This window comes from Bradyrhizobium sp. USDA 241, from assembly GCF_049739505.1.
Lineage (GTDB): Bacteria > Pseudomonadota > Alphaproteobacteria > Rhizobiales > Xanthobacteraceae > Bradyrhizobium > Bradyrhizobium liaoningense.
Window position 1 is genome coordinate 1,836,415 of the sequence record NZ_JBMGPZ010000004.1, and the last position, 13,464, is coordinate 1,849,878.

10 protein-coding genes and 1 pseudogene are annotated in these 13,464 nt (G+C 64.6%); 9 read left to right on the forward strand and 2 right to left on the reverse strand.

All coding sequences use genetic code 11. The annotated features are described in order from the left end of the window. Nucleotides 1-10 precede the first annotated feature (10 nt). The 3 genes from ABIF91_RS18380 (at nt 11) to boxB (ending at nt 4,204) form a co-directional block, all read left to right on the forward strand. Nucleotides 11-829 (forward strand): alpha/beta fold hydrolase, encoded by an 819-nt coding sequence (locus ABIF91_RS18380; RefSeq protein WP_028179032.1) that lies wholly within the window; start codon nt 11-13, stop codon nt 827-829. Nucleotides 830-962: 133 nt separating this feature from the next. Then, the gene (boxC, locus tag ABIF91_RS18385; protein WP_028179031.1) at nt 963-2,651 is read left to right on the forward strand and encodes a 2,3-epoxybenzoyl-CoA dihydrolase; all 1,689 of its coding nucleotides are present in this window, start codon (nt 963-965) and stop codon (nt 2,649-2,651) included. Nucleotides 2,652-2,752: 101 nt separating this feature from the next. Continuing rightward, nucleotides 2,753-4,204, forward strand: a complete 1,452-nt coding sequence (boxB, locus tag ABIF91_RS18390) for a benzoyl-CoA 2,3-epoxidase subunit BoxB (RefSeq protein WP_028179030.1) — start codon at nt 2,753-2,755, stop codon at nt 4,202-4,204. Nucleotides 4,205-4,476: 272 nt separating this feature from the next. Here boxB and ABIF91_RS18395 read toward each other — a convergent pair whose 3' ends face one another. Both ABIF91_RS18395 and ABIF91_RS18400 read right to left on the reverse strand, forming a co-directional pair. Further along, entirely contained in the window at nt 4,477-5,289 is an 813-nt protein-coding gene (locus tag ABIF91_RS18395) for an SDR family oxidoreductase (protein WP_028179029.1), read from the reverse strand. Nucleotides 5,290-5,368: 79 nt separating this feature from the next. Next, a complete protein-coding gene (locus ABIF91_RS18400) occupies nt 5,369-6,427 on the reverse strand; it encodes a polysaccharide deacetylase family protein (RefSeq protein ID WP_028179028.1) in 1,059 nt (352 codons plus the stop codon). A gap of 165 nt (nt 6,428-6,592) precedes the next feature. On the opposite strand from ABIF91_RS18400, the gene ABIF91_RS18405 reads away from it, so the two are divergent. The 6 genes and pseudogenes from ABIF91_RS18405 to pstC all read left to right on the forward strand — a co-directional run bounded on the left by ABIF91_RS18405 (nt 6,593) and on the right by pstC (nt 13,461). Further along, nucleotides 6,593-7,987, forward strand: a complete 1,395-nt coding sequence (locus tag ABIF91_RS18405; protein WP_424579296.1) for an OmpA family protein — start codon at nt 6,593-6,595, stop codon at nt 7,985-7,987. 2 nt (nt 7,988-7,989) lie between these two features. Continuing rightward, complete coding sequence (locus tag ABIF91_RS18410; RefSeq protein WP_028179026.1) at nt 7,990-8,292, forward strand: hypothetical protein; 303 nt, start codon at nt 7,990-7,992, stop codon at nt 8,290-8,292. 451 nt (nt 8,293-8,743) lie between these two features. Then, nucleotides 8,744-9,799 carry a lysylphosphatidylglycerol synthase domain-containing protein gene (locus tag ABIF91_RS18415; protein WP_028179025.1) on the forward strand — a complete coding sequence of 352 codons (1,056 nt, stop codon included), beginning with the start codon at nt 8,744-8,746 and terminating at the stop codon, nt 9,797-9,799. 47 nt (nt 9,800-9,846) lie between these two features. Then, nucleotides 9,847-11,146 (forward strand): annotated as a pseudogene (locus ABIF91_RS18420) (ATP-binding protein). Nucleotides 11,147-11,290: 144 nt separating this feature from the next. Continuing rightward, a complete protein-coding gene (gene pstS / locus ABIF91_RS18425; protein ID WP_028179023.1) occupies nt 11,291-12,304 on the forward strand; it encodes a phosphate ABC transporter substrate-binding protein PstS in 1,014 nt (337 codons plus the stop codon). 167 nt (nt 12,305-12,471) lie between these two features. Next, entirely contained in the window at nt 12,472-13,461 is a 990-nt protein-coding gene (gene pstC / locus ABIF91_RS18430; protein WP_035672388.1) for a phosphate ABC transporter permease subunit PstC, read from the forward strand. Nucleotides 13,462-13,464 lie beyond the last annotated feature (3 nt).

Below are 13,464 nucleotides of genomic sequence, written 5' to 3' on the forward strand. Positions count from 1 at the left end.
GAGCGCAATCATGACCAACCTCACCCCCACCGGTTTCCTCAGCATCGACGGCGCCAGCCTCGAATACAAATGGCTCGCGCCGCAGGCCGCCGACGCGCCGACCATCGTCATGCTGCACGAAGGCCTCGGCTCTGTCGGCCTCTGGGGTGACTTCCCGGAAAAGCTGCAGCAGGCGACCGGTGCCGGTATCTTCGCTTATTCGCGCGCGGGTTACGGCCAGTCCAGCCCGGTCGCGCTGCCGCGGCCGCTCGATTACATGCAGCGCGAGGCGCTGGACGTGCTGCCGAAGCTGCTCGATGCGATCGGGTTCAAGCGTGGCCTCCTGCTCGGCCATTCTGACGGCGCCTCGATCGCGACGATCTATGCCGGGGCGCATCAGGATCATCGCCTCAACGGCCTCGTGCTGATCGCGCCGCATTTCATCGTCGAGGACATCTCGATCAAATCCATCGCCGCGATCAAGACGACGTTCGAGACCACGGACCTGAAGGTAAAGCTGGCGCGCTGGCACAAGGATGTCGACAACGCCTTCTACGGCTGGAACGGCGCCTGGCTCGATCCGAAGTTTCGCGACTGGGACATCTCGGAATACCTGGCCTATATCCGCGTCCCCATCATGGTCCTGCAAGGCGCGGACGACCAATACGGCACCCTGCGTCAGGTCGAGATCGCGCAGGAAGAGTGCTATTGCCCGGTCGATCTGAACGTCATCCCGGGCGCAGGACATTCCCCGCATCGTGAGGCGCCGGCCGCGACGCTGGAGGCGGTCGAGCAATTCGCACGAGCGGCGCTGCGCGAAGATCAGGGCCTGCAAGGACGCGCCGCGTGATGGCGGCCGAGAGTGGCTGCCATGAAACAAAGTGCATGCTATAGCTGTTGAGGGCTAGACGTATCCGAAAATATGCACTATTGTGCATCTAACGCTCAAGCCAAGAACCCATAATCAAGCTCAGGGATGACCCATGGCCGGGGAAGATCGGCGCCTCGCAGGCGGCGCGACATTCATCGATTTCCAGACCGAACCGTCCCGGTACAAGCACTGGAAGCTCGCGGTCGAAGGCGACGTTGCGACGCTGACCATGGATGTCGACGAGAACGGCGGCCTGTTCGAGGGCTACCTGCTCAAGCTCAACTCGTATGACCTTGGCGTCGACATCGAACTTGCCGACGCGCTCCAGCGCCTCCGTTTCGAGCATCCCGAGGTCAAGGTCGTGGTGATGCGCTCGGCCAAGAACCGCGTGTTCTGCGCCGGCGCCAATATCCGCATGCTGGCGGGCTCGACCCATGCTCACAAGGTCAATTTCTGCAAGTTCACCAACGAGACCCGCAACGGCATGGAGGATTCCTCGGAGAATTCCGGCCAGCGCTTCATCACCGTGGTGAACGGCTCGGCCGCCGGCGGCGGCTATGAGCTGGCGCTTGCGACCGATCACATCATCCTCGCCGATGACGGCTCGTCCGCCGTTGCGCTGCCTGAAGTGCCGCTGCTCGCGGTGCTGCCCGGCACTGGTGGTCTCACGCGTGTGGTCGACAAGCGCAAGGTGCGCCGCGACCACGCCGATTTTTTCTGCACCATCGAGGAGGGCGTGAAGGGCAAGCGCGCGGTGCAGTGGCGTCTCGTCGATGAGATCGCGCCGAATTCCAAATTGGAAGCCAAGATCGCCGAGCGCGCCAGGGAGTTCGCGGCCGCCTCGAAGCGCACCGGCAGCGGCAAGGGCGTCGCACTGACGCCGCTCAAGCGCGTCATCGACGAAAACAGCATCCGCTACGGCTTCGTCACCGTCGATATCGATCGCGCCGCCCGCATCGCCACCATCTCGATCAAGGCGCCGGAGGCCGCGCCGCCTGCCGACATTGACGGCATGATGGCGCTAGGAGCCTCGTTCTGGCCGCTCCAGGTCGCACGCGAGCTCGATGACGCCATCCTTCACTTGCGCATCAACGAGCTCGAGATCGCCATGCTGGTGTTCAAGAGCCACGGCGATCGTGCCCATGTGCTCGCTTGCGATGCTTTCCTCGAAGCCAACAAGGCGCACTGGCTGGTCAACGAGATCAGGCACTACTGGAAGCGCGTGCTCAAGCGCATCGACGTCACCTCGCGCACGCTTGTGACGCTGGTCGAGCCCGGCTCCTGCTTTGCCGGCACGCTCGCCGAGCTCGTGTTTGCCGCCGACCGCTCCTACATGCTGATCGGCACGCGTGAGGGCGACAACCGCCCGCCGCCGTCGATCGAACTGTCCGCCATGAATTTCGGCCCGTATCCAATGAGCCACGGCCTGACGCGGCTTCAATCGCGCTTCCAGGCCGATCCGTCAGATGTGGAGCGCGCGGAAGCGACTCTCGGCACCGCGCTCGACGCGGAGCAGGCCGAAGAGCTCGGCCTCGTCACCTTTGCGCTCGACGACATCGACTGGGACGACGAGGTCCGCGTGTTCCTCGAGGAGCGCGCCAGCTTCTCGCCCGACAGTCTCACCGGCATGGAAGCGAGCCTGCGCTTCGTCGGCCCCGAGACGATGGAGTCGAAGATCTTCGCCCGCCTCACCGCCTGGCAGAACTGGATCTTCCAGCGCCCCAACGCCGTCGGCGAGGAAGGCGCGCTGCGCCGCTACGGCAGCGGCCAGAAGCCGAAATTCGATATGACGCGAGTCTAGCGAGTAGGGAGTGGCGAATAGCGAATAGGGAAACTTCATTCGCTATTCGCCATTCGCTATTCGCTCCTTCAAACGAGTCAGTCCCCACCGGGAGGTCCACCATGAATATGAACATCATGAACGTCGACTACTCGACCAAGATTCCGAACAACGTGAATCTTGCCGAAGACCGCCAGGTTCTGAAGGCGCTGGAAGGTTGGCATCCCGGCTACATGGATTGGTGGAGCGACATGGGGCCTGAGGGTTTCCAGGAATCGCTGGTCTATTTGCGCACCGCGTACTCGGTCGATCCGCGCGGCTGGGCCAAGTTCGATTACGTCCGCATGCCCGAATATCGCTGGGGCATCCTCCTTGCGCCGCAGGAAGAGAACCGCGTCGTGCCGTTCGGGGAGCACTACGGCGAGCCGGCCTGGCAGGAGGTGCCGGGCGAGCACCGCGCCATGCTGCGCCGCCTGATCGTGATCCAGGGCGACACCGAGCCGGCCTCGGTCGAGCAGCAGCGCCATCTCGGCAAGACCGCGCCCTCGCTTTACGACATGCGCAATCTGTTCCAGGTCAATGTCGAGGAAGGCCGTCATCTCTGGGCGATGGTCTATCTGCTCCAGAAATATTTCGGCCGCGACGGCCGCGAAGAGGCGGACGATTTGCTGCGCCGCCGCTCCGGCGACGCCGATGCGCCGCGCATGCTGGGTGCCTTCAACGAGGCGACGCCGGACTGGCTGTCATTCTTCATGTTCACCTATTTCACCGACCGCGACGGCAAGATGCAGTTGCACTCACTGGCGCAGTCCGGCTTCGATCCGCTGTCGCGCACCTGTCGCTTCATGCTGACCGAGGAAGCGCACCACATGTTCGTCGGCGAGACCGGCATCACCCGTGTCGTGCAACGCACCTGCGATGCGATGCGCGCGGCCGGTATCACCGATCCCACCGACATCGCGAAGGTGCGCGCGCTCGGGGTGATCGACCTGCCGACCATCCAGAAGAAGCTGAACCTGCACTACACGCTGTCGCTCGACCTGTTCGGCTCGGAAGTCTCGACCAATGCGGCCAACGCCTTCAACGCCGGCATCAAGGGCCGCTATCACGAGACCCAGATCGACGACGATCACCAGCTCAAGAATTCGACCTATCCGGTGCTCAAGCTGATCAACGGCGAGATCAAGCTGGTCGACGAGCCGGCGCTGACTGCGCTCAACATGCGCCTGCGCGACGATTACAGCCAGGATTGCGTCAAGGGCATGCTGCGCTGGAACAAGGTGATCTCGACCGCGGGCTATGATTTCAAGCTGAGTCTGCCTAACGTCGCCTTCCACCGCCACATCGGCGAGTTCAAGGACGTTCACGCGACTCCCGACGGCATCCTGATCGACGACGCCACCTGGGCCAAGCGCAAGGACGAATGGCTGCCGTCGGTCAGCGACGGCGACTTCATCACCTCCCTGATGCAGCCCGTCACCGAGATCGGCCAGTTCGCCTCCTGGATCTCGCCGCCCAAGGTCGGCATCGACAACAAGCCCGGCGATTTCGAGTATGTGAAGATCGAGTCGTAACGGCTGTTAGCTACGCACGCAGTGTCATCGCCCGGCTTTGACCGGGCGATCTAGTAGTCCAGAGACGGTCGTGATGAGCCGGGAGGCCGCGCCGTATCCCGGTCGAGCTCGGCCGTGTTTTGCCCGACGTGTCAACATCATCGCAGCCGCACGGGTCGTGTCCGCGCGGCCAGAAAAATCCCTTATTGATCAAGGGGCATTCTACTGTGCATGGGGTTGTTTTCGACGTTTTGGTTTTGAGCCCCATCGCGGTGTGACGCGGGACCGCCGGATCAATCGCTGTCCCATCCGCTGCCCTTGATCCCCGGGTTCGCATACACGATGCCGCCGTCGACCGCGATGGTCGCTCCCACCACGTAGTCGCCGGCGCGCGAGGCGAGGTAGATCGCAGCGCCCGCCATGTCCTCGTCGGTGCCGATGCGGCCCACGGGGACGCGCGTTGCGACCTCGTCGGCGTGGTCGCGGGCGGCGCGGTTCATGTCGGACTTGAACGGGCCCGGCGCGATCGCCGTGACCACGACATGGTCGGGGACCAGCTTCACAGCCATGCGCCGGGTCAGATGGATCAGCCCGGCCTTGCTTGCGGCATAGGAATAGGTCTCGCCGGGATTGACGAAGATGCCGTCGATCGAGGCGATGTTGATCACCTTCGCCGGCCGCTCCGCGCTTGCTGACGCGCGCAGCGTCGGCGCCAGCGCCTTGGTCAGGAAGAACGGTGCCTTGACGTTGAGGTTCATCACCTTGTCCCAGCCGCTCTCCGGAAATTCGTCGAACTCCGCGCCCCAGGCGGCGCCCGCATTGTTGACGAGGATGTCGAGCCTGGACTCGCGCTTGCTGTATTCATTCGCCAGCAGTTCGCAGCCGGCGAGTGTGGAGATGTCGATCGGCAGCGCGATGCACTCGCCACCATATTGTGCGGTGAGCTCTTTCGCGGTGGCTTCGCAGGGTCCCGCCTTGCGCGCGGTGATGTAGACCTTCGCCGCGCCGGCGCTCAGAAACCCCGCGGCGATCATCTTGCCGATGCCGCGCGAGCCGCCGGTCACCAGCGCGATGCGGCCCTTGAGCGAGAACAGATCGTTGAACATGGTGCCTCCCTTGGTTGGCGCTGGTTGTGAGCGGAGCGGGGAGGGGAGTCAATCTCCGCGGCCGCGGAGATTGGAGTGGCTACGCCGCCGCGATCCGGCGAAAACCGTTCCACATCGCGGTCGCGGCGCCCGAGGTCAGCACCGGCAGGATGCGCGCGTCCTGGTAGTTGCCATTGAGCGAGACGCGGGGCAGCGCGGTCATGTGGCCGGCATTCTCCGCGAACAGCATGCCGGGCCGTGTCGTCACCGCGGTCTTGAAGCCGGCGGATGCCGCAAGGGCGAACTCGCGCTCGGCCGCGGCCTCGCGATCGCCATAGGGATAGGCGAGGTGCAACACGGGGCGCTCCAACACCCGCTCGATCCGCGCGCGGCTCGCGGCCATCTCCTGCGCGGCGATGTCTTCCGCCTGCTTGGCGAGGTTGCAATGGCTGACGCTATGCGCGCCGATCGTGACCAGCGGATCGGCGGCAAATGTCTTCACCTCGGCCCAGGACAGGCACAGGCTGCGGCACAGCGCTTCCATGTCGATGTCGTACGCCGCGCAGAGCGCTTCGATCTCGCGCTTGAGGTCGTGCTCGCCCGGCAACGCGCGCAGCCAGTCGTGCAGGCGATCGAACGCCGCCTGTTTGGCTGCGGGCGTCGTCGCATCGAGCCGCAGCGCGGAGTTGCCGATCCTGACGTCGACATGCTCGGCTTTGGCGATCACGGCCTCCAGCGCCGTCCACCACAATCGTCCGGTGCCCTCGGCAAAATCGCTCGCGACATAGACCGCCAAAGGCGCGTCAAATTCGCGCAGCACCGGCAAAGCATAGTCCAGATTGTCGCGATAGCCGTCGTCGAGGGTGAAGGCGGCGAAGCGGCGGTCGAACCGGCCCTGCACCAGCCGCTCATGCAGCTCGTCCATGCTGACGATGTCGATGTCGCGCGAGCGCAAATGGCACAGCGTCGCCCGCAGGAATTCGGGCGTGACTTCGAGATGCCGGTTCGGCTGGAACGCAGCCTCGCGGGCGGGCCGCACATGGTGCAGCATGAAGATGGCGCCGACGCCCGACAAAAGTGGGCGCAACAGGTGGTGCGCCCCGCTGAAATAGAGTGCTCCCAGCCCGGCGCGGATGACGTTGTTACGCAGTTGTTTCATGAACGGCTGGGGGGACTCTGGCATTCCGTCCTCAACTTACGGAAGAACCCTTGAAGAAAATGTTATTCCGATTGTCCACGCGGGGTCCTTGGATCGGCAGCATTTCCGGTTTGACAGCCTGCCAAGGGTTTGTTTTGTCTCCGTTTCCAGAGTTCGGGTCGTCGAATGCAGAAGCTTTTCAGGTGGGCCAGCAAATGGTGGCCAGGGCTGATCCCCCTGGCCGTCATGTGGGGATTTGCGGCCTGGAATAACACCTTACCGGTCGAGGCCGATCTGTCGGCGCGCAGCTCGGCGGCGCTGAAGGATACCGTTCTGGACAAGACACGGATCGTGGTCGATGGCCGCGACGTCGGCCTGGCCGCGGACGCCTTCTCCGAGGAAGGGCGCCGCGACGCCGTGATGGCGGTCGAGACGGTCCTCGGCGTCCGTCTGGTCGACGATCGGACCCGCCTTGTTCCCGAAGCCAAGCCCTTCGTCTGGACCGCCGAGCGCGACGTGGTGCGGGTGACGCTGTCAGGCTCCGCGCCCCTGCCGTCGATGAAGGCCCGGCTGACCGAAGCCGCCCGCAAGGAGGTCGGCGGCGTCGAGGTGGCCGACCAGATGGGGCTGGCGCGCGGTGCGCCGCCGCGGTTCGAGGCTGCCGCGATGCTGTTGCTGGATCAGATCGGCAAGCTCAAGGACGGCAAGATCACGATAACGGACACCAAGGTCAATCTGTCGGGCATGGCGCGCGAGCTCGGCGGCCGCGAGGCGATCGCGGCCGCGCTGAAGAACCTGCCCGAGGGTTTTTCGATCGCCGCCAACGAGATCAAGGCGCCGCCCTACATCTTCCAGGCCTACAAGGATCCGGTGGCCGCGACCGTGACGCTGACCGGCTATGTTCCCGACAACAATGTCCATGCGGCGATCGCCACCAGCGCCGCGCGGAAGTTCTTCACCGAGAAGGTTGTCGACAACCTCAAGGCCAGCATCGGGGCACCCGGCTCCTTCAGCACGGCCGTGGTCCCAGCGCTCGGCGCGCTGTCGCGGCTGTCGACCGGCACGCTTGTCGTCTCCGACCGCGAGGTGAAGCTGTCGGGCGATGCGCTCTACGAAGGCGCTGCCAACGACATCCGCGCAGGGCTCGGCAAGGACTTCCCGAAAAACTGGCAATACAAGCCGGAAATCACGGTGAAGCCTGCGGCAGGCCCGGTCGACGGCACTGTGTGCCAGCAATTGTTCTCGGAGCTTCTGACCAAGGGCAAGATCCGTTTTGCGACCAGGCGTGCGGACATCGATCCCGACTCCGCCGGCATCCTCGATCGTCTGATCGAGACGGCGCTGCGCTGCCCCACCACCAATATCGAGATCGCCGGCCATACCGACGCCGACGGCGAGGATTCCTTCAACCAGGCTCTCTCGGAAAAGCGCGCGCAGGCGGTGATCGACTATCTGGTCAAGGCCGGCCTGCCCGCCAGCCGCTTCACCGCGGTTGGCCATGGCAGCACGCAGCCGCTCGCCGGCAACGACACCGATGAAGGCAAGGCCCAGAACCGCCGTATCGAATTTCTGGTGAGGTGACGATGCCCTATCTCGTCTCGTTCCATCTGGGCTGGCTGATCGGCTCGCTGCTGCTGGGCTTCTGCATGGGCTGGATCTCGGTGGTCCAGCGCGGCAACGGCACCTCGAAGGTGACGGCGCGCTGGCTCGCCGCGCTCGCCGCCGCGCTGGTCGCGGCCTCGCTCGCCCATGTGGTCCCCGGCCGCTTCGGCTACTGGCTCGATCTCGGCCTGATCATGTTCGCCTGCTACCTCGTCGGCTGCACCATCGGTGCATGGCTGCGCGACCGCGTGGTCTCGCGCACCGCGCCACCGGCCGCTCTGTGATGTTGCTGCGCACCCTCACTGAAGGGACGGGGGGCGCGTCCGCCGCGGCCTTCCGGCGCCTCAGAACGCGTCAACTGGCCGCTTCGATCCTCCTCTTTCAACAGTCAGGCCTGCCCCATAGATTGATGTCGGCTTAAGGCGTGACGGAACATTGTGCGGCCGAAATCATCAAAACTTCATGGCGTCTGCGCAGGATTGCCATGGAGATTCGCGTCAAGCCTTGCCGCCGAAAGCGCCAAATCGTGCATCAGGAGCCGTAACCCTGCCTAAAATATTGAAGGCACGTGTTTTTGTTCGGATTGGCGAATTCCACTCCGCCCGAAAACGCGCTAGTGGAGGGGCAGGGGGCATGCGCGATGCCGGAGCTGACGGCGAGGGTTCGCTGGGTGCCTGCGCGTCGTCCGCCTGTCCGCCGGCCACCCTGGCCGCCGAAGCGTTGTTCGAGGTCTAGATGCTGGAAGCCATACGCAGGGCGATGTCGTTTCTGCGCCAGAAGCAGGTCCTGCATAAGCTTGGAGTTGTGATCAGCATCGCGGTCATCGGCATCGCTTGCTATGTGCTCTACCACATGCTGCGAGGCATCGATTTCAACGAGGTCCTCGAGGCGATCAAGAGCACCGAGCCGAGTCAGATTGCGATGGCGGCGCTGTTCGTCGCTGCGGGCTATTTCACCCTCACCTTCTACGACCTCTTCGCCACGCGCGCGATCGGCCATGCCCATGTGCCCTATCGCATCAATGCGCTCGCGGCCTTCACCAGCTATTCGATCGGCCACAATGTCGGCGCCAGCGTCTTCACCGGCGGTGCGGTGCGCTACCGCATCTATTCGGCCTATGGGCTGAACGCGATCGACGTCGCAAAAATCTGCTTTCTCGCCGGCCTGACTTTCTGGCTGGGCAATGCCGCCGTGCTCGGTCTCGGCATCGCCTATCACCCGGAGGCCGCCGCCTCGATCGACCAGCTTCCGCCCTGGCTGAACCGGACGCTGGCGCTGATGATTATCGTGGCGCTGATCGGCTACGTGGTCTGGGTCTGGACCCAGCCGCGGGTGGTCGGCCGCGGCCCCTGGACCGTGGTGCTGCCGGGCGGCCCGCTGACGCTGCTTCAGATCGCGATCGGCATCGTCGATCTCGGCTTCTGCGCGCTGGCGATGTATGTCCTGGTGCCGGACGAGCCCCATGTCGGCTTCGTCGTGGTTGCGGTGATCTTCGTCTCGGCCACCCTGCTCGGCTTTGCCAGCCATTCCCCGGGGGGGCTCGGCGTGTTCGACGCCGCCATGCTGGTCGGCCTCTGGCAGATGGACCGGGAGGAGCTTCTGGGCGGCATGCTGCTGTTCCGCGTCCTCTATTATCTGTCTCCCTTCGTCCTATCTGTAATCTTGCTGACGCTTCGCGAAGTTATCATCGGCGCGCGATCGAAGCGCTTGCATCAGGCGGCGCTCAAGCTGGACCCCGGCCCGGCGCGTGAAGCCGCCTATGTGCGAGAGCGTAGCGACAGCGGCGCCTGACCGGTGCCAGGTCCTTAGGACTAGCCCCCCAGGAGAAGCCCGCCCCGATGGCGATCGACGCCCCATCTTCTCCCCCCGCCCAGCCCTGGTCCGACCGGCTGCGGCACTCGACCATCATCCTGATCGCCGCGGCGCTGGCGCTCTCCGTCGTGGTCTCGCTCGGCGAATTGTCCGCGCTGCACGCCGCGATTGTGTTCCTCTGCATCGCGGTGGCTGCCCTGATCCCGTGGCGGCTGCACGATCCCGCCGCCTCGCGCGATGATGTCAGGCGGATCAACCCGGTTGAGAGCGCGGCGGTGGCTGCGGTGGTCGCCGGCATGCCGGATCCGGCGGTGCTGCTCGACCGTGCCGGCCGCGTCATCCATCTCAACGCCGCGGCCGCCCAGCTCGCACCGGCGCTGCGCAGGAACGAGCTCGCCCAGTTCGCGCTGCGCTCGCCGGAGATCATCACGGCGCTGCGCGAGGCGATCGCCACCACCGAGCCGCGGCGCGCGACCTATCTCGACCATGTTCCGGTCGATCGCTGGATGGAGCTCATGATCACGCCGGTTCCGGTGCCGACCAGCTTCGGCGGCGCCGATAAATGCATGCTGATGACCTTCCACGACCAGACCCCGCTGCGCCGGGTCGAGGAGATGCGCGCCGACTTCGTCGCCAATGCCAGCCACGAGCTGCGCACGCCGCTGGCCGCGCTGTCGGGCTTCATCGACACCCTCCAGGGCCAGGCCAAGGACGATCCCAAGGCGCGCGAGCGCTTCCTCGGTATCATGCACAACCAGGCCACGCGCATGGCGCGCCTGATCGACGATCTGCTGTCGCTGTCGCGGGTCGAGCTGTCGGCCCATGTCCGGCCCGACACCCTGGTCGACCTCATACCGATCATCCGCCAGGTCGCCGACGGGCTCGAGCCGCTGGCGCGCGAGCGCCAGGTCGAGGTGGAGATCGATCTGCCGGAGCCGCCGGTGATGATCGCGGGGGACCGCGAGGAACTGCTGCGCCTGTTCGAGAACCTGATCGAGAACGCGCTCAAATACGGCGCCTCCGGCGGACGCGTCATCGTGTCGCTGACATCAGGCGTCGCCACTGATGGAACTCAGGAAATCCGGGTCCTGGTCCGCGATTTCGGCCCCGGCATCGCGCCGGAGCACCTGCCGCGGCTGACCGAGCGCTTCTACCGGGTGGACGTCGGCGACAGCCGCTCGCAAGGCGGGACCGGGCTCGGATTATCGCTGGTGAAACATATTCTTAACCGCCATCGCGGCCGACTTCTGATCGAGAGCGTGCCCAGGCAGGGGCGCGACTTTCACGGCGTGTTTTCCCCAGGCGAAGATTTCGGTTCCGGCCTAAAAATCAAGCGAATTCAAGTGCTTGGTTGCGTCATCCGACTGTCATGAAACCTTCGTAAAAGCACAGCCGACCGCCCCTAAACGGGCGGCACGGGGAGCGCGATCGGGCGCGGATGGCGCTTCGCTCCCCTGTATGGAGACCAGCATGAATTTCCTCAAAACTATGGTCGCTGCTGGCTTGGTTGCCGCATCGACGACGGCAGCCTTTGCGGCCGACATCACCGGCGCCGGCGCGACGTTCCCGTTCCCGATCTATTCGAAGTGGGCTGACGCCTACAAAAAGGACACCGGCAACGGTCTGAACTACCAGTCGATCGGCTCCGGCGGCGGCATCAAGCAGATCCAGGCCAAGACCGTGACCTTCGGCGCCACCGACGCGCCCCTGAAGGCCGAGCAGCTCGAGAAGGACGGCCTCGCCCAGTGGCCGATGGTGATGGGCGCCATTGTTCCCGTCGTCAACCTCGAGGGCGTGAAGCCCGGCGAGCTGGTGTTCGATGGCGAGACCCTGGCCGCCATCTATCTCGGCAAGATCACCAAGTGGGACGATGCCGCGATCAAGAAGCTCAATCCGAACGTGAAGCTGCCGTCGGAAGCCATCACCGTGGTCCGCCGCTCGGACGGCTCGGGCACCACCTTCAACTTCACCAACTACCTCTCCAAGGCCAGCGCGGACTGGAAGAGCAAGGTCGGCGAGGGCACCGCGGTCGAGTGGCCGGTCGGCGTCGGCGCCAAGGGCAACGAAGGCGTGTCGGGCAACATCGGCCAGACCAAGAACTCGATCGGCTATGTCGAGTACGCCTATGCCAAGCAGAACAAGCTGACCTACACCGGCCTCGTCAACAAGGCGGGCAAGACGGTGCAGCCGACCGTCGAAGCCTTCCAGGCCGCCGCCTCCAACGCCGATTGGGCCAAGGCTCCCGGCTACTACGTCATCCTGACCGACCAGCCCGGCGACAAGTCCTGGCCGATCACCGCGGCGACCTTCATCCTCATGCATAAGTCTGCCACCGACAAGGCGGCCTCGCAGGAAGCCATCAAGTTCTTCCGCTGGGCCTTCAAGAACGGCGGCAAGATGGCAGAGGAGCTCGATTACATCCCGATGCCCGACAGCGTCGTCCAGCAGATCGAGAAGACCTGGGCTGCAGAGATCAAGAGCTAAGGCGCTCTTCTGTTCCGGAAGACGGTGCGGCGCGAAGGCCGCGCCGTCGCTCGGACCCCGCGAACGACCGTCCTCCGGACCAATCTCGCGATCCGCGAGCGTCCGGAGCACGAGACCAGCGACCTAGAAAACGATATCATTCAGTACAGGGGATCGGCGTGGCAGAAATGGCTGTCGAGAGCAATGTGATTGATGCTGCCGGACCGTATGACCGCGCCAAGGCGTTGAACGCGTTCAAGCTGGGTGACGTCACCTTCTACTGGATCACGCGGCTTTCCGCGATCTCGGTGCTGCTCATTCTCGGCGGCATCATCATTTCGCTGATCGTGGGCGCCTTCCCGGCGATCAAGGAATACGGCCTGTCGTTCCTGTGGACGCAGCGCTGGGCCCCTTCGGCCGATCCGCCTGTGCTCGGCGCGCTCGGGCCGATGTACGGCACGCTCGTCACCTCCTTCATCGCGATGCTGATCGCCATTCCCGTCGGTCTCGGCATCGCGATCTTCCTCACCGAGCTCTGTCCGCAATGGCTGCGCCGCCCGATCGGCATGGCGATCGAGCTGCTCGCCGGCATTCCCTCGATCATCTACGGCATGTGGGGCTTCTTCGTGCTGGGCCCGTTCCTGGCCAACACGTTCCAGCCTTTCATGATCAAGATCTTCGACGGCGTTCCTGTGCTGGGCGCGATCTTCGCCGGTCCCCCGTCCTATCTCAGCCTGTTCAATGCCGCGCTGATCCTCGCCATCATGGTGCTGCCCTTCATCACCTCGATCTCGGTCGACGTGTTCAAGACGGTGCCGCCGGTGCTGAAGGAAGCCGCCTACGGCGTCGGCTGCACCACGTGGGAAGTCGTGCGCAGCGTGGTGATCCCCTATACCCGCGTCGGCATCATCGGCGGCGTCATGCTGGCGCTGGGCCGCGCGCTCGGCGAGACCATGGCGGTGACCTTCATCATCGGCAATTCGTTCCGCATCTCCTCGTCGATCTTCGCCCCGGGCACCACGATCTCGGCGGCGATCGCATCCGAGTTCGCCGAGAGTGACGGCCTGCACCAGTCCGGCCTGATCCTGCTCGGCCTGCTCCTGTTCGTGCTGACGTTCTTCGTGCTCGCGGCCGCGCGGCTGATGCTGATGCGCCTGGAAACCAAGGCCGGAAAGTGAAGC

Excerpts from the sequence above, each read along its gene's own strand:
- ABIF91_RS18395 (WP_028179029.1), bottom strand. The coding sequence starts at position 5,289 with ATGTTCAACGATCTGTTCTCGCTCAAGGGCCGCATCGCGCTGGTGACC.
- ABIF91_RS18400 (WP_028179028.1), bottom strand. The coding sequence starts at position 6,427 with ATGAAACAACTGCGTAACAACGTCATCCGCGCCGGGCTGGGAGCACTC.
- ABIF91_RS18415 (WP_028179025.1), top strand. The coding sequence starts at position 8,744 with ATGCTGGAAGCCATACGCAGGGCGATGTCGTTTCTGCGCCAGAAGCAG.
- boxB (WP_028179030.1), top strand. The coding sequence starts at position 2,753 with ATGAATATGAACATCATGAACGTCGACTACTCGACCAAGATTCCGAAC.
- ABIF91_RS18380 (WP_028179032.1), top strand. The coding sequence starts at position 11 with ATGACCAACCTCACCCCCACCGGTTTCCTCAGCATCGACGGCGCCAGC.
- ABIF91_RS18405 (WP_424579296.1), top strand. The coding sequence starts at position 6,593 with ATGCAGAAGCTTTTCAGGTGGGCCAGCAAATGGTGGCCAGGGCTGATC.
- boxC (WP_028179031.1), top strand. The coding sequence starts at position 963 with ATGGCCGGGGAAGATCGGCGCCTCGCAGGCGGCGCGACATTCATCGAT.
- pstS (WP_028179023.1), top strand. The coding sequence starts at position 11,291 with ATGAATTTCCTCAAAACTATGGTCGCTGCTGGCTTGGTTGCCGCATCG.
- pstC (WP_035672388.1), top strand. The coding sequence starts at position 12,472 with ATGGCTGTCGAGAGCAATGTGATTGATGCTGCCGGACCGTATGACCGC.
- ABIF91_RS18410 (WP_028179026.1), top strand. The coding sequence starts at position 7,990 with ATGCCCTATCTCGTCTCGTTCCATCTGGGCTGGCTGATCGGCTCGCTG.